The sequence below is a fragment of the Streptosporangium sp. NPDC050284 genome (genome assembly GCF_044459525.1).
In the GTDB taxonomy this organism is placed as follows: Bacteria; Actinomycetota; Actinomycetes; order Streptosporangiales; family Streptosporangiaceae; genus Streptosporangium.
Map to the genome: position 1 here is coordinate 70,429 of NZ_JBITIZ010000010.1, position 20,401 is coordinate 90,829.

22 protein-coding genes are annotated in these 20,401 nt (G+C 69.4%); 19 read left to right on the top strand and 3 right to left on the bottom strand.

Annotated features, from left to right (window positions below; all coding sequences use genetic code 11):
- Positions 1 to 9 precede the first annotated feature (9 nt).
- Genes ACIBH4_RS23325 through ccsA form a run of 3 tightly spaced genes read left to right on the top strand, consistent with a single transcriptional unit; the run spans position 10 to position 3,261 of the window.
- Positions 10 to 744 carry a cytochrome c biogenesis protein CcdA gene (locus ACIBH4_RS23325; protein ID WP_362515327.1) on the top strand — a complete coding sequence of 245 codons (735 nt, stop codon included), beginning with the start codon at positions 10 to 12 and terminating at the stop codon, positions 742 to 744.
- Positions 744 to 2,315 carry a cytochrome c biogenesis protein ResB gene (locus ACIBH4_RS23330; RefSeq protein ID WP_399172800.1) on the top strand — a complete coding sequence of 524 codons (1,572 nt, stop codon included), beginning with the start codon at positions 744 to 746 and terminating at the stop codon, positions 2,313 to 2,315. The genes ACIBH4_RS23325 and ACIBH4_RS23330 overlap by 1 nt, the downstream gene beginning before the upstream one ends.
- On the top strand, positions 2,305 to 3,261 hold the full coding sequence (ccsA, locus tag ACIBH4_RS23335; protein ID WP_362515322.1) for a cytochrome c biogenesis protein CcsA: 957 nt from the start codon (positions 2,305 to 2,307) through the stop codon (positions 3,259 to 3,261). The genes ACIBH4_RS23330 and ccsA overlap by 11 nt, the downstream gene beginning before the upstream one ends.
- 163 nt (positions 3,262 to 3,424) lie before the next feature.
- Here the strand turns inward: ccsA and ACIBH4_RS23340 are convergent, their stop codons facing one another.
- Positions 3,425 to 3,721, bottom strand: coding sequence for a PLD nuclease N-terminal domain-containing protein (locus ACIBH4_RS23340; RefSeq protein WP_362515320.1), 297 nt, complete (start codon positions 3,719 to 3,721; stop codon positions 3,425 to 3,427).
- Positions 3,722 to 3,913: 192 nt separating this feature from the next.
- On the opposite strand from ACIBH4_RS23340, the gene ACIBH4_RS23345 reads away from it, so the two are divergent.
- Positions 3,914 to 4,672, top strand: coding sequence for a hypothetical protein (locus ACIBH4_RS23345; RefSeq protein ID WP_362515318.1), 759 nt, complete (start codon positions 3,914 to 3,916; stop codon positions 4,670 to 4,672).
- A gap of 10 nt (positions 4,673 to 4,682) precedes the next feature.
- Entirely contained in the window at positions 4,683 to 4,922 is a 240-nt protein-coding gene (locus tag ACIBH4_RS23350; RefSeq protein ID WP_362515316.1) for a hypothetical protein, read from the top strand.
- Positions 4,923 to 5,157: 235 nt separating this feature from the next.
- Here ACIBH4_RS23350 and ACIBH4_RS23355 read toward each other — a convergent pair whose 3' ends face one another.
- Positions 5,158 to 5,397 (bottom strand): BldC family transcriptional regulator, encoded by a 240-nt coding sequence (locus ACIBH4_RS23355; protein ID WP_012887349.1) that lies wholly within the window; start codon positions 5,395 to 5,397, stop codon positions 5,158 to 5,160.
- Positions 5,398 to 5,660: 263 nt separating this feature from the next.
- Between ACIBH4_RS23355 and ACIBH4_RS23360 the strand changes: the two genes are divergently transcribed.
- Positions 5,661 to 5,858 (top strand): DUF4229 domain-containing protein, encoded by a 198-nt coding sequence (locus ACIBH4_RS23360; RefSeq protein ID WP_350942619.1) that lies wholly within the window; start codon positions 5,661 to 5,663, stop codon positions 5,856 to 5,858.
- Here the strand turns inward: ACIBH4_RS23360 and ACIBH4_RS23365 are convergent.
- Positions 5,842 to 7,167, bottom strand: coding sequence for a hypothetical protein (locus ACIBH4_RS23365; RefSeq protein WP_362764762.1), 1,326 nt, complete (start codon positions 7,165 to 7,167; stop codon positions 5,842 to 5,844). The genes ACIBH4_RS23360 and ACIBH4_RS23365 overlap by 17 nt on opposite strands.
- A 78-nt stretch (positions 7,168 to 7,245) precedes the next feature.
- Between ACIBH4_RS23365 and ACIBH4_RS23370 the strand changes: the two genes are divergently transcribed.
- The 13 genes from ACIBH4_RS23370 to nuoK all read left to right on the top strand — a co-directional run bounded on the left by ACIBH4_RS23370 (position 7,246) and on the right by nuoK (position 20,350).
- A complete protein-coding gene (locus tag ACIBH4_RS23370; RefSeq protein ID WP_362515310.1) occupies positions 7,246 to 7,971 on the top strand; it encodes a demethylmenaquinone methyltransferase in 726 nt (241 codons plus the stop codon).
- 152 nt (positions 7,972 to 8,123) lie between these two features.
- Complete coding sequence (locus ACIBH4_RS23375) at positions 8,124 to 9,401, top strand: geranylgeranyl reductase family protein (protein WP_362515308.1); 1,278 nt, start codon at positions 8,124 to 8,126, stop codon at positions 9,399 to 9,401.
- A 121-nt stretch (positions 9,402 to 9,522) separates the two neighbouring features.
- Complete coding sequence (locus tag ACIBH4_RS23380; RefSeq protein ID WP_362515305.1) at positions 9,523 to 9,882, top strand: NADH-quinone oxidoreductase subunit A; 360 nt, start codon at positions 9,523 to 9,525, stop codon at positions 9,880 to 9,882.
- 2 nt (positions 9,883 to 9,884) lie between these two features.
- Positions 9,885 to 10,439 (top strand): NADH-quinone oxidoreductase subunit B family protein, encoded by a 555-nt coding sequence (locus ACIBH4_RS23385; protein WP_350942624.1) that lies wholly within the window; start codon positions 9,885 to 9,887, stop codon positions 10,437 to 10,439.
- Positions 10,436 to 11,122, top strand: a complete 687-nt coding sequence (locus tag ACIBH4_RS23390) for an NADH-quinone oxidoreductase subunit C (RefSeq protein ID WP_362515303.1) — start codon at positions 10,436 to 10,438, stop codon at positions 11,120 to 11,122. The genes ACIBH4_RS23385 and ACIBH4_RS23390 overlap by 4 nt, the downstream gene beginning before the upstream one ends.
- On the top strand, positions 11,119 to 12,486 hold the full coding sequence (locus tag ACIBH4_RS23395; protein ID WP_362515301.1) for an NADH-quinone oxidoreductase subunit D: 1,368 nt from the start codon (positions 11,119 to 11,121) through the stop codon (positions 12,484 to 12,486). Before ACIBH4_RS23390 ends, ACIBH4_RS23395 begins: the two co-directional genes overlap by 4 nt.
- Positions 12,487 to 12,647: 161 nt before the next feature.
- Positions 12,648 to 13,310 (top strand): NADH-quinone oxidoreductase subunit NuoE, encoded by a 663-nt coding sequence (gene nuoE / locus ACIBH4_RS23400; RefSeq protein ID WP_362515496.1) that lies wholly within the window; start codon positions 12,648 to 12,650, stop codon positions 13,308 to 13,310.
- A gap of 130 nt (positions 13,311 to 13,440) precedes the next feature.
- A complete protein-coding gene (gene nuoF / locus ACIBH4_RS23405; protein WP_362515299.1) occupies positions 13,441 to 14,727 on the top strand; it encodes an NADH-quinone oxidoreductase subunit NuoF in 1,287 nt (428 codons plus the stop codon).
- A gap of 67 nt (positions 14,728 to 14,794) precedes the next feature.
- A complete protein-coding gene (locus tag ACIBH4_RS23410) occupies positions 14,795 to 17,380 on the top strand; it encodes an NADH-quinone oxidoreductase subunit G (RefSeq protein ID WP_362515297.1) in 2,586 nt (861 codons plus the stop codon).
- Positions 17,380 to 18,729 carry an NADH-quinone oxidoreductase subunit NuoH gene (gene nuoH / locus ACIBH4_RS23415; RefSeq protein ID WP_362515295.1) on the top strand — a complete coding sequence of 450 codons (1,350 nt, stop codon included), beginning with the start codon at positions 17,380 to 17,382 and terminating at the stop codon, positions 18,727 to 18,729. The genes ACIBH4_RS23410 and nuoH overlap by 1 nt, the downstream gene beginning before the upstream one ends.
- A complete protein-coding gene (gene nuoI / locus ACIBH4_RS23420; RefSeq protein WP_350942633.1) occupies positions 18,716 to 19,231 on the top strand; it encodes an NADH-quinone oxidoreductase subunit NuoI in 516 nt (171 codons plus the stop codon). The genes nuoH and nuoI overlap by 14 nt, the downstream gene beginning before the upstream one ends.
- Positions 19,224 to 20,057 (top strand): NADH-quinone oxidoreductase subunit J, encoded by an 834-nt coding sequence (locus tag ACIBH4_RS23425; RefSeq protein WP_362515292.1) that lies wholly within the window; start codon positions 19,224 to 19,226, stop codon positions 20,055 to 20,057. Before nuoI ends, ACIBH4_RS23425 begins: the two co-directional genes overlap by 8 nt.
- Positions 20,054 to 20,350 carry an NADH-quinone oxidoreductase subunit NuoK gene (nuoK, locus tag ACIBH4_RS23430; protein WP_350942636.1) on the top strand — a complete coding sequence of 99 codons (297 nt, stop codon included), beginning with the start codon at positions 20,054 to 20,056 and terminating at the stop codon, positions 20,348 to 20,350. The genes ACIBH4_RS23425 and nuoK overlap by 4 nt, the downstream gene beginning before the upstream one ends.
- The last annotated feature ends 51 nt before the right edge of the window (positions 20,351 to 20,401 follow it).

Consider the following 20,401-nt stretch of genomic DNA (forward strand, 5'->3'; position numbering starts at 1 on the left):
GGGGTCGTCGTGAGCGCCGACCTCGTGGGCACCGTCGCCGGCGGCTCGCTGGCGCTGGCACTGCCGATCGCGGTCGCGGCCGGGCTGGTGTCGTTCATGTCGCCGTGCGTGCTGCCGCTGGTCCCCGGCTACCTGTCGTACGTGACGGGCATGAGCGCCGACCCCAGGCGGGGGCGCATGGTGGCGGGCATCGTGCTGTTCGTCCTGGGCTTCGCGGTCGTGTTCGTGGCCGGGGGAGCGCTCTTCGGCGGCCTCGGCGCGGTGCTGTTCACCAACGCGGGGATCATCACGCGGGTGCTCGGCGTCCTCACGATCGTGCTCGGCCTCGCCTTCATGGGGGTGATTCCGGGTCTGCAGCGCGATTTCCGCATCCATCGGGTCCCGGCCGCGGGGCTGGCCGGGGCGCCCCTGCTCGGCCTGGTGTTCGGCCTGGGCTGGACCCCCTGCATCGGCCCCACCCTCGGGGTCGTGCTCACCCTCGGTTTGAACGAGGGCAGCGCCGGTCGCGGCGCGATACTCGCCTTCGCGTACGCGCTCGGCCTCGGCCTGCCGTTCGTGGCGGCCGGGCTGGCGTACAGCAGGGCGTTGAGGACGTTCAAGGCGGTACGCCGGCACTCGCGGCTGATCACGAGGGCGGGCGGCGTCATGCTGGTTGTTGTTGGGGTGCTGCTCGTCACCGGGCTTTGGGGGCAGCTCGTCGCGATGACGCAGGGCTGGGTCGGCGGATTCGAGCCGGTGATCTGATGGTGTCGGTCGACCCGAAGACGGGGGAGCGAACGGTGAGCGAGGCGCGGCGGCCCGCGGGTCTCGGGGTCGTGGGGTGGGCGCGCTGGTTCTGGCGGACGCTCACCTCGATGCGGACCGCGCTGATCCTGCTGTTCCTGTTCGCCCTGGGCACCATTCCCGGCTCGATCTGGCCGCAGCGCGGGGTCTCCGACGCCATGGTCGCCCAGTACTTCGACGACAGCCCCGGGCTCGCCGAGTGGCTGGACAGGTTCTGGCTGTTCGACGTCTTCAGGGCGCCCTGGTTCGCCGCGATCTACCTTCTGCTGTTCGTGTCCCTGATCGGCTGCGTGCTTCCCCGCACCGCGACCCACCTGCGGGAGCTGCGCAGGAAGCCGCCCGCGGCGCCGCGCAACCTGGGCAGGCTGCCCCAGCACGCCTCCTTCGAGGCGGATCTCACCGTCGAGGAGGCCGCCGCGAGGCTGCGCGCCAGGCGGTTCCGGGTGACCACCGGGCCCGGCTGGGTCGCCGGGGAGAAGGGCTACCTGCGCGAGACCGGCAACCTGCTGTTCCACGTGGCCCTGCTCGGCCTGCTGGTCGCGGTCGGGATGGGGTCGCTGTACGGCTACCGGGGCAACGTGCTGGTCGTGGAGGGCGAGGGGTTCGCCAACACGGTCGCGGCCTACGACCGCTACATGCCGGGCACCCAGGTGAACGCCGAGTCGCTGGAGCCGTTCTCCTTCACCGTCGACGACTTCCAGGCGACCTACATCGCGCAGGGCGAGAAGAGGGGGCAGGCCCTCGACTACGAGGCCAGGCTCAAGGTCGAGGACGCCCCGGGCGCGGCCCCGCGCGACTACGTGCTGAAGGTGAACGAGCCGCTGGACGTCAACGGCACGCTGAGCTACCTGATCGACCACGGCTACGCGCCGACCTTCAAGATCACCGACGGTGAGGGCGAGGTCGCCTTCGACGGGCCGGTGCCCTGCCTGGTGGTCCAGCCCGCCACCTTCACCTCCGAGTGCGTGATCAAGGTCCCGGACGCGCGGCCGGAGCAGCTCGGCGTCCTCGTCGGCTTCCTGCCGACGACCGTCCCGATGGGCTCGGAGTGGGTCTCGGTCTTCCCCGGCGCCGCGAACCCCACCGCCCAGGTGTACGGCGCGTTCGCCGGTGACCTGGGGCTGAAGGACGGCCGGCCGCAGTCGGTCTACGAGCTCGACCCGGCGAGCCTGAAGAAGATGAAGCCGCTGGTCATGAAGGCCGACCCGCTGGCGCTCGGCGAGAAGCTCACGCTGCCGAACGGCGCGGGCTCGATCGAGTTCACCGGCGTGCGGGAGTGGATCGCCCTGCAGATCACCCACGACCCGGGCCGGATGCCCGCGCTCGTGGCCTCGATCCTCTGTGTCGTCGGCCTCGTGCTGACCCTGACCGTCCGTCGCCGCAGGATATGGGTGCGGATCCACGGGGACCGCAAGGTCGAGGCGGGCGGCCTCACGCGCACCGAGGGCGGCGATTTCAGCGAGGAGTTCACCGAGATCGTCTCCGTTTTGAACCCAGGAGTTCCCGATTCAGGAGTGAAGGATGTCCGCTGAGGTCGACGTCGGTCTCGCCACGCTGAGCGATCAGCTCATCTTGGCGACGGTGCTGTTCTACGTCTTCGCAATGATCGCTTACGCCTTCGACCTGGCCTTCGGCCGACCGGCGAGGGCGTCGGCCCGCGTGGACCGGCCCGTCCTGGCAGGTGTCGGCGGGAGCGAGCCGGCCGACGCGGCCCCCGCCGAGGGCGGTCCCGCGGTCAAGGCGCCGCCCGCCTGGGTGGTGTGGGTGGGGCCGGTGGGTGTCGGGCTGAGCTGGCTCGGCTGGGCCGCCAACCTCGCCTCCATTCTCACCCGTGGCCTGGCCGTGGACCGGTGGCCGTGGGGCAACATGTACGAGTTCGTCGTCGCGATGTGCTTCGCGGCGGTGAGCGCGTTCCTGTTCATGCAGCTCCGCTACCCGATCCGCTTCCTCGGCGCGTTCGTCACGGTCGCGGCCGCGCTGGGGCTCGGTTTCGCCGTACGGTACCTGCACGTGCAGGCCGGTCCCGTGGTGCCCGCGCTGAACTCGTACTGGCTCGTGATCCATGTGTCGGCGGCGATCGTCGCGAGCGGGCTGTTCATCGTGGCGGGAGTCTGCGGCATCCTCTATCTGGTCAGGAAGGACACCTCGGTCCGGCTGCCGTCCCGGCAGGACCTGGAGCGGGTCGCGCACCGGGCCATCGTGATCGGCTTCCCGATCTGGACCTTCGCCGTCATCGCCGGGGCGCTCTGGGCCGACAAGGCGTGGGGCCGTTACTGGGGCTGGGACCCCAAGGAGATCTGGGCGTTCATCACCTGGATCGTCTACGCCGCCTACCTGCACGCCAGGGCCACCGCGGGCTGGAAGGGAAAGGCGGCCACGATCGTGCAGCTCATCGCCTTCGCCTGCCTGCTGTTCAACCTGGTCGGGGTGAACATTTTCATCGGAGGGCTGCACTCCTACGCCGAGATGCCCGGCTGATTCTCGACACCGAGATTTCCTCGGGTTGAATTCTTCCATTGGGATTTCCGGCCGAATTCCCACGCCGAATTTCCCGCCGATCCTCGCACCGGGGTTCGCGCGGGAATTCGGCCGACCTTAACGACCGTATCGGTCACGCACAAAGATCGATTCCGGTGCGTTCTCAGTCGTCGTCGCGCAGTCGGCGGTCGAGATCCTTGAGGAAGTCGGGGTCGTCGTCGGGGCCCTTCGGGGCCTCGGGGCGCGACGGCCTGTCCTCGACACGGAGGAAGCGGGGCGGCCTGGGGCCGGTCGGCCGACCGAGCAACAGCCAGAAGACACCCCCCGCCACCGGCATCAGCACCACGATGAGCACCCAGAGGAGCTTGGGGAGGTTCCTGGATTCCTTGTCCGGCGTGGTGATGACGTCAAACAGGCAGTAAAGCCAGAAGGCGAGTATCGCCAGACCAAGCAGGGGCATGCCCGAACTGTAAGCCATCATGAGACCTGCTGCGGTCCGGCACCACGTTACGGATGACTGGCAAGGCTCCCACCCCTTACCGTAGGAGCCGTTGCCACTTCCCCAGGGGGTGTGATGGCACATTCGGGCGACAAGGGCCGCCATCGACGGCGGTGGTGGCAGCGAGGTCCGGCCACGCGTGCGGAGAGTGCCGTGAGGGAGGCTCCGCGTGAGGTTCCCCGCGAGGCGGAGCGCAGGGTCGGGACGGTCACGGCCCCGGTGGCCGACCGCCCGCAGTACACCTGGAGAGACTTCGAGCTCGACGACGAGAGTCCCCGGGCCCAGCCCAACTCTCCCGACACCCCCGACCTGGGTGACGGCCTGCGCCACTGCGGGCGTCTGGAGCGCATCCTGCACCGCCAGTGGGACTCGCGGTGGGAGGCGCCGCCCCCCGAGGCCGTACGGGCGGTGGAGAGCCTCGCGAGGCTGCCCGACGCGTTGAAGGACAAGCTGGCCGACGGGCTCGACGGCATCTACGTCGGCGCGGGCGGCGTGCCCGACCTGGACGACATGGGATACCTGCGCGGCGCGCCGCTCCCCTCGGGCCGGGCGACGTGGGACATCTGCGCCGGGGCGTACGGCGACCGCAAGATCGTGGTGGGAGACCGGCCCTCACCCACCCCCGACGTGATGATGCACGAGGTCGGGCACGCCCTGGACGACGTGGACGCCCCCGGCGGCGGCTGGGTGTCCGACTCCCCGGAGTTCGCCGCCCTTTACGACCAGTGTGTTCCCGCGCTCGCCTCGGCGTTCCATCTCCAGTCTGCGGACCTGGGCCGCAAGGAGTTCTTCGCCGACGCCTTCGCCGCGATCGTCTCCCGGCAGCGCCCCGCGCTGGTCGACATGCTGGGCGGCGACACACGAATGGCGCTCAACGTCATGTTGTTCTTCAACCGGCGCTACGGAATCTAGGTGATCTGGGATGTACGTCGTCAGGCTCGCCGACGGGACCCTGCGCGTGCCGCAGACCCTGGTCGGCGATGACGGGCGTCTGATCGGCAACGCCTACGTGGAGGTCTCTCCGGGAGATCCCGACTACGACCGATGGCTTGCCGAGTCACTCACCGAGGAAGAGTGGGCCGAGCGACGGCGCCGATGGCTGGAGGAGAACGACGAGCTGGAGCGGGAGTTCCTGGCGTTCAAGGCCGAGCAGGAGACCTAGAGGCTCCGAGGGCCGCACAGGGCGTCGTTCGAGGCCGGGCGAGAAAGCCGGAACCGGGGAGATCGGGAGCCGGAGCGCGCCGGGCGGGTTCAAGCGAGGAAGGCTGTGGAGCGGGTGGGCCGGTGACGGGGGAGGTCACCGTCCGTGTCGTGTCGTGGCTCACACGACTCCACGGTGACCCTGCGGCTTCCGGGTAAGGCGCGCAGGATCACCGATGGTGTGACGTCCTAAGTCGTCAGACGCGCGGGGACTCGCCTGCCGGCCGTTCGGCCGTCAAGACGTCCTCTCCACGCAGAAGGGCGTGCACTTCCGACTCGCGGAAACGCCGGTGCCCTCCGGGGGTACGGATGCTGCTGATGCGGCCTGCCGCGGCCCAGCGTGTAACCGTCTTTGGGTCGACCCGGAAGAGGGCGGCAACCTCTCCGGGCGTCAGCAGACGCTCGCTGCTACTCTCCACAATCTCTCCCCCTCGCATCCCGCTTCCTGCCAGCGGGCGGACAGGTAACCAGTGTGCCGAGCGAAGCCTGATTTATCCGTGCTTTCCAACAAAGATCACGGGTTGTTATCTACTGCCTGCCCGATTGTTATATGATAGAGCCTTTTTGGGACTCTCGTGGGTGTTTCTTTACGAAACAGATCTCTTGGGAAGACTAGCAGCGCTCGCAGTCCATGCGAAGAGTTACCCGTAGGGCCACCGCGATCGCGACCGGGTGGGTGGAGTGACGTAGCCTCGACGCTGTGCATCCCGTCATCGTTTACACCGCGTCCAGGATCGGCCTGCTGGCCGTGAGCCTGGGAGTGCTCTATATCCTCGGCCTGCGTCAGCCCCTGGTTCTCCTGATCGCCGCATTCCTGGTCAGCGGTGTGGCCAGTTACGTCCTGCTCTCGAAGCAGAGAGACGCGGTGAGCGAGCGAATCACTAAGAACCGGGAGTGATCGGCAACGGGAACATGCCGACCCGGGCATGGTACTCGTGACCAAGGCGAGTTGTGTCACTACCAACCAGTAATCCGCCGGGATGCGCGAGGAATGCCTTGACCCCGATTCCGCGGTCCCGCGTGGGGTTCCATGCCAGGGCCCTGCCGGTGCGCGGATGGATCGCGCCGATTCCCGGCCGCGCCACCGCCCCCGGACCCGCGGAGTCACGTCCGTCCGGATTGTTCAGCCAGCGCTGGTGCCCGCCGACGTAGACGGCCGCCCCCGTCGCCGCCACCGAATACAGCGAGTCGCCCCCGGTGTGGTTCACCCATGTCGGCTTCACCGCGCCGCGCGCACCGGTCTCGAAGCGGGCTGCGGTGTCGCACATCCTGTCCGGACCTCCGGGCCCGCCGGTCGTGACGACGACGAGATAGCTCCCGTCGGGGGCGAAGTCCACCCCTCGCAGATAGCCGGGGAAGTCGGCCATGCACCGGCCCCGGTAGGCGTCGGTCCGCCACGGCGCGACCGCGGCCGGGGAGGGGGCGAGGCCGGGCGACGAGCCGTCGGGTGAGGCGGCGTTCGGCGCGACGAGGCCGGGAGGGGTGACGGAGATCAGGCCGAGCTGGGCGCGCGACAGGCCGCCCAGGGTGGTGAAGTCGCCGGCGACCGCGAGCCTGCCGTGGCTGAGGGCCATCGCGTGGATCCTCGTCCTGCCGCCCCTGGGCGCGCCGGGCTCGATCGTGAAGGACGGGTCGGCCGCGCCGGTGACGGCGTCGAGCCTCGCCAGCGCCGTACGGGCGAGGGGGCCGACGTGGGTGAAGTCGCCGCCCGCGTAGAGGTGGCGTCCGAGCCTGGCCAGGCCGGTGACCGCGCCGCCGCGCACCTGGGCGCCGAAGTGGGAGACCGGTGAGCCGTCGGAGAGCCGGAGCAGGACCAGGCCCCGCGTCTGGGCCCCGCCGGTCTTCGTGAACCGCCCGCCCGCGTAGACGGTGCCGCGGACCCCCGCCGCCAGCGCCTGGACCGGCCGGTCCAGGCGCGGCGCGAATCCGGGCAGGACCCGGCCGGTGGCCAGGTCGTACGCGAAGAGGTTGGAGCGCGCCAGCACCGTCGCGCTCCCGGCCTCGCGCACCTCGCCGAACGAGCCGCCCACCACCACCGTGCCGCCCACCAGCGCGATGGCGTTCACGATCCCGTCGAGCACGTGGGGAGTGGTGTCCACCGGGTCGGCCGAGACGACCCCGCCGTGCTTCGTGGTGCCTGCGACGGCGACCCCCGCGGGGAGCAGGGTGAGGGCCGCGACCAGCGCGTAAGTGGCTCTGGCAAACATTCGACAATTTTTAGCATGCCGACGGTAATGGAATGACTACTTTCCGTGGATTGTCGGGGCGGCCCTAGGGTGGGAGTCATGACGCGCGCTTCTCTGGACAAGCAGCCGCACGAGGTCGCCGCGATGTTCGATCGCACGGCCAGGCGGTACGACCTTGTCAACGACGTTATCTCCCTGGGCCAGGTCCGGCTGTGGCGCAAGGCCGCCGCCGCGGCCGTCGACGCGGGCCCCGGCGAGCTGGTCCTCGACCTGGGTGCGGGCACCGGTACGTCCACCGACGCGTTCACCACGCTGGGCGCCCGCGCCATCGCCTCCGACTTCTCGCTCGGCATGCTGAGCACCGGGGTGAGGCGCAGGGGCGGCTCCGGCATCCACGGAGGGGGCGTGCGGGGGGTCAGCTTCGTCGCGGGCGACGCGCTGCGGCTCCCCTTCGCCGACGGGGTCTTCGACGCGGTGACGATCTCCACGGCGCTGCGCAACGTGCACGACACCGGCCAGGCGCTGCGCGAGATGTACCGGGTGGCGAGGCCGGGCGCGCGGCTGGTGATCCTGGAGTTCTCGCACCCGACGCCGAAGTCGTTCGACCTCGTGTACTCGCAGTACCTGATGAAGCTGATGCCGCGCGCCGCGAAGCTCTTCGGCTCCAACGACGACTCCTACGAGTATCTGGCGGAGTCGATCAGGGCCTGGCCGGACCAGGCGGGGCTGGCGAAGATCATCCAGGGGGCGGGCTGGGAGCGCGTGGCCTGGCGTAATCTGACGATGGGGATCGTGGCCCTCCACCGTGCGTACAAGCCCTCCTGAGTTTCTCAGGCGATGGCGACACCCGCCTGACACTTTGCCCTCCGAAGGCGTTAGACTTCGGCGCGACAAGTTTGTGAAGACCTTCACAAAGGAACGAAAGGCCCCTTACCCCGAGGCCCCCACAGCGTGTAGGACAGGACAGGACAGGTCCCGTGACCGTGCCAGCCGCCACACAGCGGAAAGTCGCTGAGGCTGACGCCGACGTCATCGTCGTCGGCGCCGGGCCCGCCGGTTCGACAACCGCTTTCCATCTCGCGCAGGCGGGGCTCGACGTCCTGCTGCTCGAGAAGACCACCTTCCCGCGCGAGAAAGTCTGCGGCGACGGGCTGACCCCCCGGGCGGTGAAGCGGCTCATCGCGATGGGGATCGACATCGACGCCCCCGGCTGGGTCCGCAACAAGGGCCTGCGCGTGGTCGGCGGCGGGATGCGCTTCGAGCTCGACTGGCCCGAGCTGTCGAGTTACCCCGACTTCGGCCTGGTCCGCACCCGCCAGGACTTCGACGAGATCCTCGCCGCCAACGCGGTCAAGGCGGGCGCCCGCCTGCTGCAGGGGGTGAACGTCACCGCCCCGATCCTCGACGAGCGCAGCGGGCACATCGTCGGCGTCGTCGCGAAGCGGGACGGCGAGGAGGTCACCTACCGCTCGCGGCTGGTGGTCGCCGCCGACGGCAACTCCACCCGCGTCTCCCTCGCGATGGGGCTGCACAAGCGCGAGGACCGCCCGATGGGCGTCGCGGTGCGGACATACTTCGAGAGCCCCCGCCACGACGACGACTACCTGGAGACCTGGCTGGAGCTGTGGGACGGCGACACCCTGCTGCCCGGCTACGGCTGGATCTTCGGCGTCGGCGACGGCACCTCCAACGTGGGCCTCGGACTGCTGAACACCAGCGAGTCCTTCAAGGGCATGGATTACCGCGACCTGCTCAAGCGTTGGGTGAAAGGGATGCCCCCCGAGTGGGGCTACGTCGAGGAGAACATGACGACCCCCATCAGGGGCGCCGCGCTGCCCATGGCCTTCAACCGCCAGCCGCACTACACGCGGGGCCTGGTGCTGGTGGGCGACGCGGGCGGGATGATCAACCCGTTCAACGGCGAGGGCATCGCGTACGCGATGGAGAGCGGCCACATCGCCGCCGAGACGGTCGTCCAGGCGCTCGGCAGGGTCACCCCCGCGCAGCGGGAGCGCGTGCTGCGCGCTTACCCCCAGAGGCTGAAAGACGCATACGGTGGTTACTTCACCCTCGGCAGGGGGTTCGTGGAGCTGATCGGGCATCGCGGGGTGATGAACTTCGCCACGCGTCACGCGTTGCCGCACCCCCACCTGATGCGGTTCGCGCTCAAGCTCCTTGCTAATCTCACCGACCGGCGAGGTGACGCGTCCGACCGCATCATCAACGCCCTGTCGAAGGTGGCGCCACCGGCATGAGGTCGACAAGTGCCGAGCACCTGGAGCCGTGGGCGATGATCGCTTTGCCTAGACTTTCGAAATACACCACAACGCAGAGCTACGCGCCGGCGCGCGTGGAGATGGGAGAGGAGGCGTAGCGATGGAGTTGTACGCACCCATCCTGGTGCTCGCCGTGCTCGCGGCGGGATTTGCGATCTTCTCGGTGACGATCGCCCCCTTCACCGGTCCCAAGCGCTGGAACCGCGCGAAACTCGACGCCTACGAATGCGGCATCGAGCCGACGCCCCAGCCCGTGGGCGGAGGACGCTTCCCGCTGAAGTACATGATCACCGCGATGTTGTTCATCGTGTTCGACATCGAGATCATCTTCCTCTATCCGTGGGCGGTCGCGTTCGACAAGCTCGGGATCTTCGGGTTGGTCGAGATGCTGCTGTTCATCGTCACCGTGCTCGTGGCCTACGCGTACGTGTGGCGCCGCAAGGGTCTGGACTGGGACTAGATATGGGTCTTGAAGAGAAACTTCCGAGCGGGTTCATGCTCAGCACGGTCGAGCAGGTCGCCGGCTGGGCGCGCAAGAACTCCGTCTGGCCGGCGACGTTCGGCCTCGCGTGCTGCGCCATCGAGCTGATGTCCACCGGCGGTCCCAAGCACGACCTGGCGCGCTTCGGCATGGAGCGCGCCTCGGCGTCTCCGCGCCAGGCCGACCTGATGATCGTCGCGGGACGGCTTTCGCAGAAGATGGCCCCGGTGCTGCGCCAGATCTACGACCAGATGGCCGAGCCCAAGTGGGTCATCGCGATGGGCGTCTGCGCCTCCAGCGGCGGCATGTTCAACAACTACGCGATCGTGCAGGGCGTCGACCACGTCGTCCCCGTCGACATCTACCTTCCCGGCTGCCCGCCGCGCCCCGAGATGCTCATCGACGCGATCGTCAAGCTGCACGACAAGATCCAGAACATGAAGTTCGGCGCGCACCGCGCCAAGCAGATCGACGAGCTCGAACTGCAGGCCCTGCGGACGCTGCCGCTGATCGACCAGGGGAGCGCCAAGAAATGACGAGCGAACCCACCGAGAACCTCCCCGAGGTGCCGAAGCAGCCGATCGCCCATCTGGGCATGTTCGGCGCCTCGGGCACCGGTGACACCTCTGGCTACGGCCGCCTCGTCGTGCGGCGCAAGCCCGAACTGTCCAGCGCCCGCCCGTACGGCGGCTACTTCGACACCATCGCCGACGAGCTGGAGCGCGCCCTCGGCGGCGACCTCGGCGAGGCCGTCGAGCGCGTGGTCGTCGACCGCGGCGAGCTGACCTTCCACGTCAAGCGTGAGCGCCTGCTCGACGTGATGAGGATCCTGCGCGACGACGCCGCCCTGCGCTTCGAGCTCTCGCTCGGCGTCTCCGGCGTGCACTACCCCCACCTGGAGGGCGAGGAGCTGCACGCGGTGATCCACCTGTGCTCGATCACCCACAACCGCCGCCTGCGCGTCGAGGTCTCCTGCCCCGACGACGACCGGCACATCCCCTCCACGGTCTCCGTCTACCCGACGCACGACTGGCACGAACGCGAGACCTGGGACTTCTTCGGCATCGTCTTCGACGGGCACCCGGCGCTGACCCGGATCATGATGCCCGACGACTGGGACGGTCACCCCCAGCGCAAGGACTACCCGCTCGGCGGCATCCCGGTCGAGTACCGCGGCGCCGAGATCCCCGCGCCGGACCAGAGGAGGTCCTACACATGAGCGTCCCTCACCAGGAGACGAAAGAGACCATCGACGGCCCGTACGACGCGTACGACGAGGCCACCGAGGGCAAGGTCTACACCGTCTCGGGCAACGACTGGAGCGAGCTGGTCGAGAGCCTCTCCGGCCAGCAGGACCAGCAGCTCGTCATCAACATGGGCCCCCAGCACCCGTCCACGCACGGCGTGCTCCGCCTGGTCCTGAACCTGGACGGCGAGACGGTCACCGAGGCCCGCACGGTCATCGGCTACCTGCACACCGGCATCGAGAAGAACCTCGAATACCGGACGTGGACCCAGGGCACGACGTTCGTCACCCGGATGGACTACCTGGCGCCGATCTTCAACGAGACCGCCTACTGCATGGGCGTCGAGCGGCTGCTGGGCATCACCGACCGGGTCCCCGAGCGGGCCCAGGCGATCCGCGTGATGATGATGGAGCTCACCCGGATCTCCTCGCACATGGTGGCGATCGGCACCTTCGGCATGGAGCTGGGCGCGACCACGCCGTTCCTCTTCGGGTCGCGCGAGCGCGAGATGGTGCTCGACGTGATGGAGTACATCACCGGCCTGCGGATGAACATGGCCTACGTCAGGCCGGGAGGCGTCTCCGTCGACCTGCCCGCGGGCGCCGTCGACAAGGTCGGCGAGCTGCTCAAGGTCATGCCGGGGCGCATCAGGGACATGCGCAAGATGCTGGACGCGAACCCGGTCTACCTGGCCCGCACCAAGGACGTCGCCTACCTCGACCTCACCGGCTGCATGGCGCTGGGCGTCACCGGCCCGATGCTGCGGGCCGCCGGCCTGCCGTGGGACCTGCGCAAGTCGCAGCCCTACTGCGGCTACGAGACCTACGAGTTCGACGTCCCGACCGAGAAGACCGCCGACGTCTACGGCCGCTACCTGGTACGGGTCGCCGAGATGGAGGAGTCGCTCAAGATCATTGAGCAGGCTCTCGACCGTCTCTCCGGGCCGCTCAAGAACGGCCGGGTGATGGTCGACGACAAGAAGATCGGCTGGCCCGCGCAGCTCGCGCTCGGCCCCGACGGCCTGGGCAACTCGCCCGACCACATCGCGCACATCATGAGCGGCTCCATGGAGGCGCTGATCCACCACTTCAAGCTGGTGACCGAGGGCTTCCGGGTCCCGGCGGGGCAGGCGTACGCCGCCGTCGAGTCGCCCAGGGGCGAGCTCGGCGCCCACGTGGTCAGCGACGGCGGGACCCGCCCCTACCGCGTACACTTCCGCGACCCGTCCTTCACGAACCTGCAGGCCATGCCCGTGACGTGCGAGGGCGGCATGATCGCCGACGTCATCTCGGCGGTGGCCTCGATCGACCCGGTGATGGGAGGTGTCGACCGATGAGTTCCAGCAAGGGCCAGGACGGCCGGCCGGCGCACGAGAAGCTCGACGCGAGCACGGGCACCGGCCTGACGGGCGAGAGCGCCCTCGGGACGACCACCGCCCTGGGCGGCGAGCCCTCGAACGAGGCCGCCCGCACGGGCGGCGAGGAGGTGAGCGCGACCGTGACCAAGGGGTACGCGCCGGAAGTGCGGGAGCGCCTGGAGCGCGACGCCAAGGAGATCATCGGCCGCTACCCGAAGCCGCGGTCGGCCCTGCTGCCCCTGCTGCACCTGGTGCAGTCGGAGGACGGCTACGTCTCCGACGACGGCCACGAGTTCTGCGCCGAGATACTCGGCCTGAGCAAGGCCGAGGTGGTCGGTGTCTCCACCTTCTACACGATGTACAAGCGCAGGCCGATGGGCCAGTACCACGTGGGCGTGTGCATCAACACGCTCTGCGCGGTGATGGGCGGCGACCAGATCTGGGACGAACTGTCCGAGCACACCGGCATCGGCCACGACGAGACGACCTCCGACGGCAAGGTCTCGCTGGAGCGGCTGGAGTGCAACGCCGCCTGCGACTTCGCCCCGGTGATGATGGTCAACTGGGAGTTCTTCGACAACCAGACCCCGGCGTCGGCCAAGCAGCTCGTCGACGACCTCAGGGACGGCAAGGAACTCTCCCCGACCCGGGGTCCGAAGAAGCTCTGCACGTTCAAGGAGGCCTCCCGGGTGCTCGCGGGCCTGCCCGACGGCCTGGCCGGCGACGGCCCCTCCGCGAAGGGCGCCTCCCTGGAGGGCCTGAAGATCGCGAAGGCGAACGGATGGAAGGCTCCGGAGGCGTGAGCGTGACACGGAGCGGAGCCACCACGAGCGGGCGCGCCGGTCAGACCGGCGCGTGCGGGCGTAACGAGCGTGCCGACAGGCACGGCGCGGCCTCGTCACGGAGCGACGGGCTGTCAGGCGAGGAGACGAAGTGACCACTCTCACCCCGGTTCTCACCGCGAACTGGGACCAGCCCAACTCCTTCACCCTGGAGGGCTACGGCGACTACTCGGCGGCCAAGAAGGCGCTGGGCATGGACCCCGACGCCGTCATCCAGGCCGTCAAGGACTCCGGACTGCGCGGCCGAGGCGGCGCGGGCTTCCCCACCGGCATGAAGTGGGGCTTCATCCCCCAGGGGGACGGCAAGCCGCACTATCTGGTGGTGAACGCCGACGAGTCCGAGCCGGGCACGTGCAAGGACATCCCGCTGATGATGGCGAACCCGCACGCGCTCGTCGAGGGCGTCATCATCACCGCGTACGCGATCCGGGCCAACCACGCCTTCATCTACGTGCGCGGCGAGGTGCTGCACGTCGTGCGCCGCCTGCAGGCGGCCGTGGCCGAGGCGTACGCCAAGGGCCACCTCGGCACCGACCTGTTCGGCTCCGGCTTCGACCTGGATCTGGTCGTGCACAGTGGCGCCGGCGCCTACATCTGCGGCGAGGAGACGGCGCTGCTCGACTCGCTGGAGGGCTACCGCGGCCAACCTCGGCTCAAGCCCCCCTTCCCCGCCGTGGCGGGCCTGTACGCCTCGCCGACCGTCGTCAACAACGTCGAGTCTGTCGCGAGTGTTCCCTCCATCATCGCGAACGGCGCCGACTGGTTCGCCGGGATGGGCACGGAGAAGTCCAAGGGCTTCGGCATCTTCTCGCTGAGCGGCCACGTGACCAGGCCCGGCCAGTACGAGGCCCCGCTCGGCATCACGCTGCGCGAGCTGCTGGAGATGTCCGGCGGCATCCGCGAGGGCCACCGGCTCAAGTTCTGGACCCCCGGCGGGTCGAGCACCCCGATCTTCACCGACGAGCACCTCGACGTCCCGCTGGACTTCGAGTCCGTCGGGGCGAAGGGCTCGATGCTCGGCACCCGAGCCCTGCAGATCTTCGACGAGACCACCTGCGTGGTGCGCGCGGTGCTCCGCTGGACGGAGTTCTACGCGCACGAGTCGTGCGGCAAGTGTACCCCCTGCCGGGAGGGCACCTTCTGGCTCAAGCAGGTGCTCAAGCGGCTGGAGAAGGGGCAGGGCACCGAAGAGGACCTGACCACGATCACCGACATCGCCGACAACATCCTGGGACGCTCCTTCTGCGCCCTGGGCGACGGTGCCACCAGCCCCATCCACTCGTCGGTGAAGCACTTCCGCGACGAATACCTCAAGCACTTCGAGATCGGCGGCTGCCCGTTCGATCACGCCCCGTCCACGGTGTGGGGTGCCCAGTGAGCGCGCGGATCCAGGCAACCGGCAAGCACAGCACCGTCTCGGTCACCAGGCCGACGGAGGAGACGCCATGACCGTCGAAACCACCCCGGAGCAGCAGGCGCCGGTGAACCTGGTCACCGTCACCATCGACGGCTTCCAGGTGAGCGTCCCCAAGGGCACGCTCATCATCCGGGCCGCCGAGCTGCTCGGCATCCAGATCCCCCGGTTCTGCGACCACCCGCTGCTTGAGCCGGCCGCCAACTGCCGCCAGTGCCTGGTGGACATCCCCGACGCCGGCAACGGCCGCGGCTTCCCCAAGCCGCAGCCCTCCTGCGCGATCGAGGTCGCCGAGGGCATGGTCGTCCAGACCCAGCTCACCTCCCCGGTCGCCGAGAAGGCGCAGCGCGGCGTGATGGAGCTGCTGCTCCTGAACCACCCGCTCGACTGCCCGGTCTGCGACAAGGGCGGCGAGTGCCCGTTGCAGAACCAGGCGATGTCCAACGGCCAGGGCGAGAGCCGCTTCACGGAGAAGAAGCGGATCTTCGAGAAGCCGGTCGCGCTCTCCTCGGAGGTGCTGCTCGACCGCGAGCGCTGCGTCCAGTGCGCGCGCTGCATCCGCTTCTCCGACGAGATCGCCGGCGACCCGCTCATCGACTTCTTCGAGCGCGGGGCCAAGGAGCAGGTCGCCACCGCCGACGGCCGCCCGTTCGAGTCCTACTTCTCGGGCAACACCGTGCAGATCTGCCCGGTGGGCGCGCTGACCGGTGCCGCGTACCGCTTCCAGGCCCGCCCGTTCGACCTGGTCTCCACGCCCAGCGCCTGCGAGCACTGCGCGAGCGGCTGCTCGCTGCGCACCGACCACCGGCGCGGCAAGGTCACCCGCCGCCTCGCCGGGGACGACCCCGAGGTGAACGAGGAGTGGAACTGCGACAAGGGTCGCTGGGCCTTCACCTACGCGACCCAGCCCGACCGGCTGAAGACCCCCCTCGTCCGTGACGAGGAGGGACGCCTGGTCCCCGCCTCCTGGCCCGAGGCGTTCGCCGCGGCCGCCAAGGGCCTGTCCGCGGCGCGCGGGCGCGCGGGCGTGCTGGTCGGCGGTCGCCTCACCGTCGAGGAGGCGTATGGGTACGCGAAGTTCGCCCGGATCGCCCTCGGCACGAACGACATCGACTTCCGCGCCAGGCCGCACTCCGAGGAGGAGGCGCGGTTCCTGGCGCACGCCGTCGCCGGCCGGGGCATCGAGGTCCGCTACGCCGACCTGGAAAAGGCGCCCGCGGTGCTTCTGGCGGGGTTCGAGCCCGACGAGGAGTCGCCGATCGTCTTCCTGCGCCTGCGCAAGGCGGCACGGAAGAAGGGCCTGAAGGTCTTCTCGGTCGCGCCGTTCGCCGGCCCCGGCCTGGCGAAGATGGGCGGCACCCTCATCCCGGCGGTGCCGGGCTCGGAGACCGCCGTGCTGGACGACCTGGCCACCGTGGACGCGATCGCCGCCGAGGCGATCAGGCAGCCGGGCACGATCATTCTCGCCGGTGAGCGGCTCGCCACCGTGCCGGGCGCGCTCTCGGCGCTGCTGCGGCTCGCCGACTCCACCGGCGCCCGGCTGGCCTGGATCCCGCGCCGCGCCGGCGAGCGCGGCGCGATCGAGGCCGGTGCGCTGCCGAACCTGCTGCCGATCGGCCGCCCGGTCGGCGACGAGACCGCCCGCGCCGAGGTGGCGAGGGCCTGGAACGTCGCCTCACTGCCCGAGGGTGAGGGCCGCGACACCACCGCCATGCTGGCGGCGGCGCTCGACGGCCAGATCGACGCCCTCGTCGTCGCCGGTGTCGACCCCTACGACCTGCCGGCGCCGCAGGCCGCACTGCTCGCCCTGGAGAACACCCCGTTCATCGTGAGCCTGGAGCAGCGCGCCAGTGCGGTCACCGACCGCGCCGACGTGGTGCTCCCCGTCGCCGTGGTGGCCGAGAAGTCGGGCACCTTCGTCGACTGGGAGGGACGCGGGCGCACCTTCGCCGAGGCGATCCCGGTTCCGGGGATCATGAGTGACCTGCGGGTCGTCTCCGCCATCGCCGACGCGATGGACGTGCACCTCGGCCTGCCCGACCCGGCCGCCGCCCGCCGCGAGCTCGGCTCGATCGGCGCGTGGCGCGGCTCCAGGGCAGCCGCCCCCGACGCGGCAGGCCGGACCGCGGCCGGGCCGCGGGCGGGAGAGGCCGTCCTGGCCAGCTGGCACCTGCTGCTCGACGACGGTCGCCTGCAGGCCGGAGAGCCGTACCTGGCGGGCACCGCCCGCCCGGCGCACGCGCTGGTGTCGGAGTCGACCGCGGCCGAGTCCGGCCTGGTCGACGGCGGCGAGATCGTCGTCAGCACCGAGCGCGGCTCGCTGAGCCTGCCGGTGCGGATCGCGGACCTGCCCGACCGGGTGGTGTGGCTGCCCGCCAACTCCGCGGGACGCTCGGTCACCCGGGACCTGCGCGCCGTCGCCGGTGACGTCGTCAGGATCGGCGCCTCCTCGCCAGGCCCCGTGTCCTGGGAAGACGCCGCCGTCGCGCCCGCCGCGGCGAGCCCGGTCACGCCGGGCTCGGCGAGCACCGTCGCGGGCACCGGACCCGACGAGCGTGCCACCGGCACGACGGCCGGCGAGGCACGTGCCGCCGGCGAAGCCAACGAGGAGCGGTAATGAATGCCCGGACTCTTCTAGCGGCCGATCCGACCCTCGCCGACTTCGGCAAGGACCCGCTCTGGATCAGCATCATCAAGGCCGTCGTCATCTTCATCGTCCTGATGCTGGGCGTGCTGTTCGGCGTGTGGTTCGAGCGCAAGCTCATCTCCCGCATGCAGAACCGGTACGGCCCCAACCGGGCGGGCAAGTTCGGGTTGCTCCAGTCGGTGGCCGACGGTCTCAAGATGGGGCTGAAGGAAGACCTGATGCCCAGGACCGTCGACAAGGTGATCTACTTCATCGCCCCGGTCGTCCTGGCGGTCCCGGCCTTCATGGCCTTCTCCGTGATCCCGATGGGCCCGATGGTCTCGATGTTCGGGGTGCAGACGCCGCTGCAGCTCACCGACCTTCCGGTCGCGGTGCTGCTGGTGCTCGCGATGGCCTCGATCGGCGTGTACGGCATCGTGCTGGCCGGCTGGGGCTCGCGCTCCCCCTACTCGATGCTCGGCGGCCTGCGGGCCAGCGCCCAGGTGGTCTCGTACGAGATTGCGATGGGCCTGTCGTTCGTGGGCGTCTTCCTGTTCGCCGGGACCCTCTCCACCTCGGAGATCGTCGCGAAGCAGGCGTCCGGCGGGGAGCTCAACCTGTTCGGCCTGCAGCTCTCGATGCCCTCCTGGTACATGGTCCTGCTGATCCCGTCCTTCCTGATCTACATCATCACGATGCTGGGCGAGACGAACCGGGTCCCCTTCGACCTGCCCGAGGGTGAGGGCGAGCTGGTCGGCGGTTTCCAGACCGAATACTCCAACTCGTTGAAGTTCGCGGTCATCATGCTCGCCGAGTACGTCAACGTCTTCGTGGTCTCCGCGGTCTCCATCACCCTGTTCATGGGCGGCTGGCGGGCCCCGTGGCCGATCTCGATGTGGGACGGGGCCAACACCGGCTGGTGGCCGCTGCTGTGGTTCTTCCTCAAGATGGTGCTGGTCTTCTCCTTCTTCGTCTGGTGCCGCGCCTCGCTGCCGCGCGTCAGGTACGACCAGCTGATGGCCCTCGGCTGGAAGATCCTCATCCCGGTCAACCTGGCCTGGATCATGCTCGTCGCCACGGTGCGGGCCCTGCAGCTGGAGGGCACCGACCGCTCGCTCGTGCTCATCCTGGCCGCGGTCGTGATGATCGCCTGCCTCGGGATCTGGTGGCGCTTCGACAGTGTGCTGCAGAAGCGCAAGGAGGCCAAGGCCGCCCAGGTCGAGGCCGAGTTCGAGCAACTCCAAGCCGAGCCGTCCGCGGGTGGCTTCCCGGTGCCGCCGCTCGACCTGCCGCACTACCACGGTGTAGCGCGCAAGGAGGTTCCCAGTGGGAGCAACTGATTGGCTGAACCCGATAAAGGGGTTCGGCGTGACCTTCCACACGATGTTCAAGAAGGTCGAGACGGTCAACTATCCCGAGGAGCAGCGGCCCACGGCGCCGCGCTTCCACGGCCGGCACCAGCTCAACCGCTGGCCCGACGGCCTGGAGAAGTGCGTCGGCTGTGAGCTGTGCGCCTGGGCGTGTCCGGCCGACGCGATCTTCGTCGAGGGCGCGGACAACACCGACGAGGAGCGGTTCTCGCCGGGTGAGCGCTACGGGCGCACCTACCAGATCAACTATCTGCGGTGCATCCTGTGCGGCCTGTGCATCGAGGCGTGCCCGACACGGGCGCTCACGATGACCAACGAGTACGACCTCGCCGACACCAGCCGTGAGAGCCTGATCTACACCAAGGAGATGCTGCTCGCGCCGCTCGGTCCCGGCATGGAGATCCCGCCGCACCCCATGCGTCTCGGCGAGAACGAAGAGGACTACTACCGGCTGGGACGTAACAATGGGTGAGACCATCACGTTCTGGGTTCTCGCGGTCGTCTCGGTGGGGGCCGCCCTCGGGCTCGTCTTCAGCCGCAGGGCGGTCTACTCGGCGCTGATGCTGGGCGTCGTCATGCTGTCGCTCGCCGTGCTGTACGCCGTCCAGGAGGCCCCCTTCCTCGCCGCGGTGCAGATCATCGTCTACACCGGCGCGGTCATGATGCTCTTCCTGTTCGTCCTGATGCTCGTCGGCGTCGACTCCGCCGACTCACTGGTCGAGACGATCAGGGGACAGCGCCTGTGGGCGTCCGTCGCGGGCCTGAGCTTCGCGGTGCTGCTCGCCCTGGGTGTCGGCAACGCCGTCTACGCCGCGCCCGTCGGCCTCGACGCGGCCGTGCAGGCGGCGGGCGGCAACGTGCCCGGCCTGGCGGAGCTCATCTTCACCAGATACGTCTTCGCCTTCGAGGTCACCTCGGCGCTGCTGATCACCGCCGCGCTCGGCGCGATGGTGCTGGCGCACCGCGAGCGCATCCGGCCCAAGGCCACCCAGCGTGACCTGGCCCGCGCCCGCTTCGCCGGCCCGCAGCCCTCGCCGCTGCCGGGACCCGGCACCTACGCGCTGCACAACGCGATCGACATGCCGGCCCTGCTGCCCGACGGCACGGTCTCGGAGAAGTCCGTCAACCGGGTGCTCGCCCGGCAGGTCGCGGAGGGCTTTGAGCCGACCGACCCGGAGAAGGCGGCGCTCATCAAGCAGGTCCTGGAGAAGGAGGCGGCGCAGGGCCGTGACTCCGACTCGGGCGACGAGCCCGTCCATGTGAGGGACGCGGCACTCCAGCAGGAGGACGGCAAGTGACGACTCACTATCTGGTGCTCTCCGCGCTGCTGTTCGCGATCGGCGCCGTCGGTGTGCTGGTGCGGCGCAACGCGATCGTGGTGTTCATGTGCGTGGAGCTCATGCTCAACGCCTGCAACCTCGCGTTCGTCACCTTCGCCAGGCAGCATGGCAACCTGGACGGCCAGATCATCGCGTTCTTCGTGATGGTGGTGGCCGCGGCCGAGGTCGTCGTCGGCCTCGCCATCATCGTGATGATCTTCCGAACCCGCAGGTCCGCGTCGGTGGACGACGCCAACCTGCTGAAGTACTAAGAGGTGGCCGTGGAACCCGCTGAGATCATCCAGCATTCCGGGGGCGTGATC

Coding starts and splice junctions, on each gene's coding strand:
- ACIBH4_RS23330 (WP_399172800.1), top strand. CDS start 744: ATGGTGTCGGTCGACCCGAAGACGGGGGAGCGAACGGTGAGCGAGGCG.
- ccsA (WP_362515322.1), top strand. CDS start 2,305: ATGTCCGCTGAGGTCGACGTCGGTCTCGCCACGCTGAGCGATCAGCTC.
- ACIBH4_RS23340 (WP_362515320.1), bottom strand. CDS start 3,721: ATGCCCCTGCTTGGTCTGGCGATACTCGCCTTCTGGCTTTACTGCCTG.
- ACIBH4_RS23350 (WP_362515316.1), top strand. CDS start 4,683: ATGTACGTCGTCAGGCTCGCCGACGGGACCCTGCGCGTGCCGCAGACC.
- ACIBH4_RS23355 (WP_012887349.1), bottom strand. CDS start 5,397: ATGCGAGGGGGAGAGATTGTGGAGAGTAGCAGCGAGCGTCTGCTGACG.
- ACIBH4_RS23365 (WP_362764762.1), bottom strand. CDS start 7,167: ATGTTTGCCAGAGCCACTTACGCGCTGGTCGCGGCCCTCACCCTGCTC.
- ACIBH4_RS23370 (WP_362515310.1), top strand. CDS start 7,246: ATGACGCGCGCTTCTCTGGACAAGCAGCCGCACGAGGTCGCCGCGATG.
- ACIBH4_RS23380 (WP_362515305.1), top strand. CDS start 9,523: ATGGAGTTGTACGCACCCATCCTGGTGCTCGCCGTGCTCGCGGCGGGA.
- ACIBH4_RS23385 (WP_350942624.1), top strand. CDS start 9,885: ATGGGTCTTGAAGAGAAACTTCCGAGCGGGTTCATGCTCAGCACGGTC.
- ACIBH4_RS23390 (WP_362515303.1), top strand. CDS start 10,436: ATGACGAGCGAACCCACCGAGAACCTCCCCGAGGTGCCGAAGCAGCCG.
- ACIBH4_RS23395 (WP_362515301.1), top strand. CDS start 11,119: ATGAGCGTCCCTCACCAGGAGACGAAAGAGACCATCGACGGCCCGTAC.
- ACIBH4_RS23410 (WP_362515297.1), top strand. CDS start 14,795: ATGACCGTCGAAACCACCCCGGAGCAGCAGGCGCCGGTGAACCTGGTC.
- nuoH (WP_362515295.1), top strand. CDS start 17,380: ATGAATGCCCGGACTCTTCTAGCGGCCGATCCGACCCTCGCCGACTTC.
- ACIBH4_RS23425 (WP_362515292.1), top strand. CDS start 19,224: ATGGGTGAGACCATCACGTTCTGGGTTCTCGCGGTCGTCTCGGTGGGG.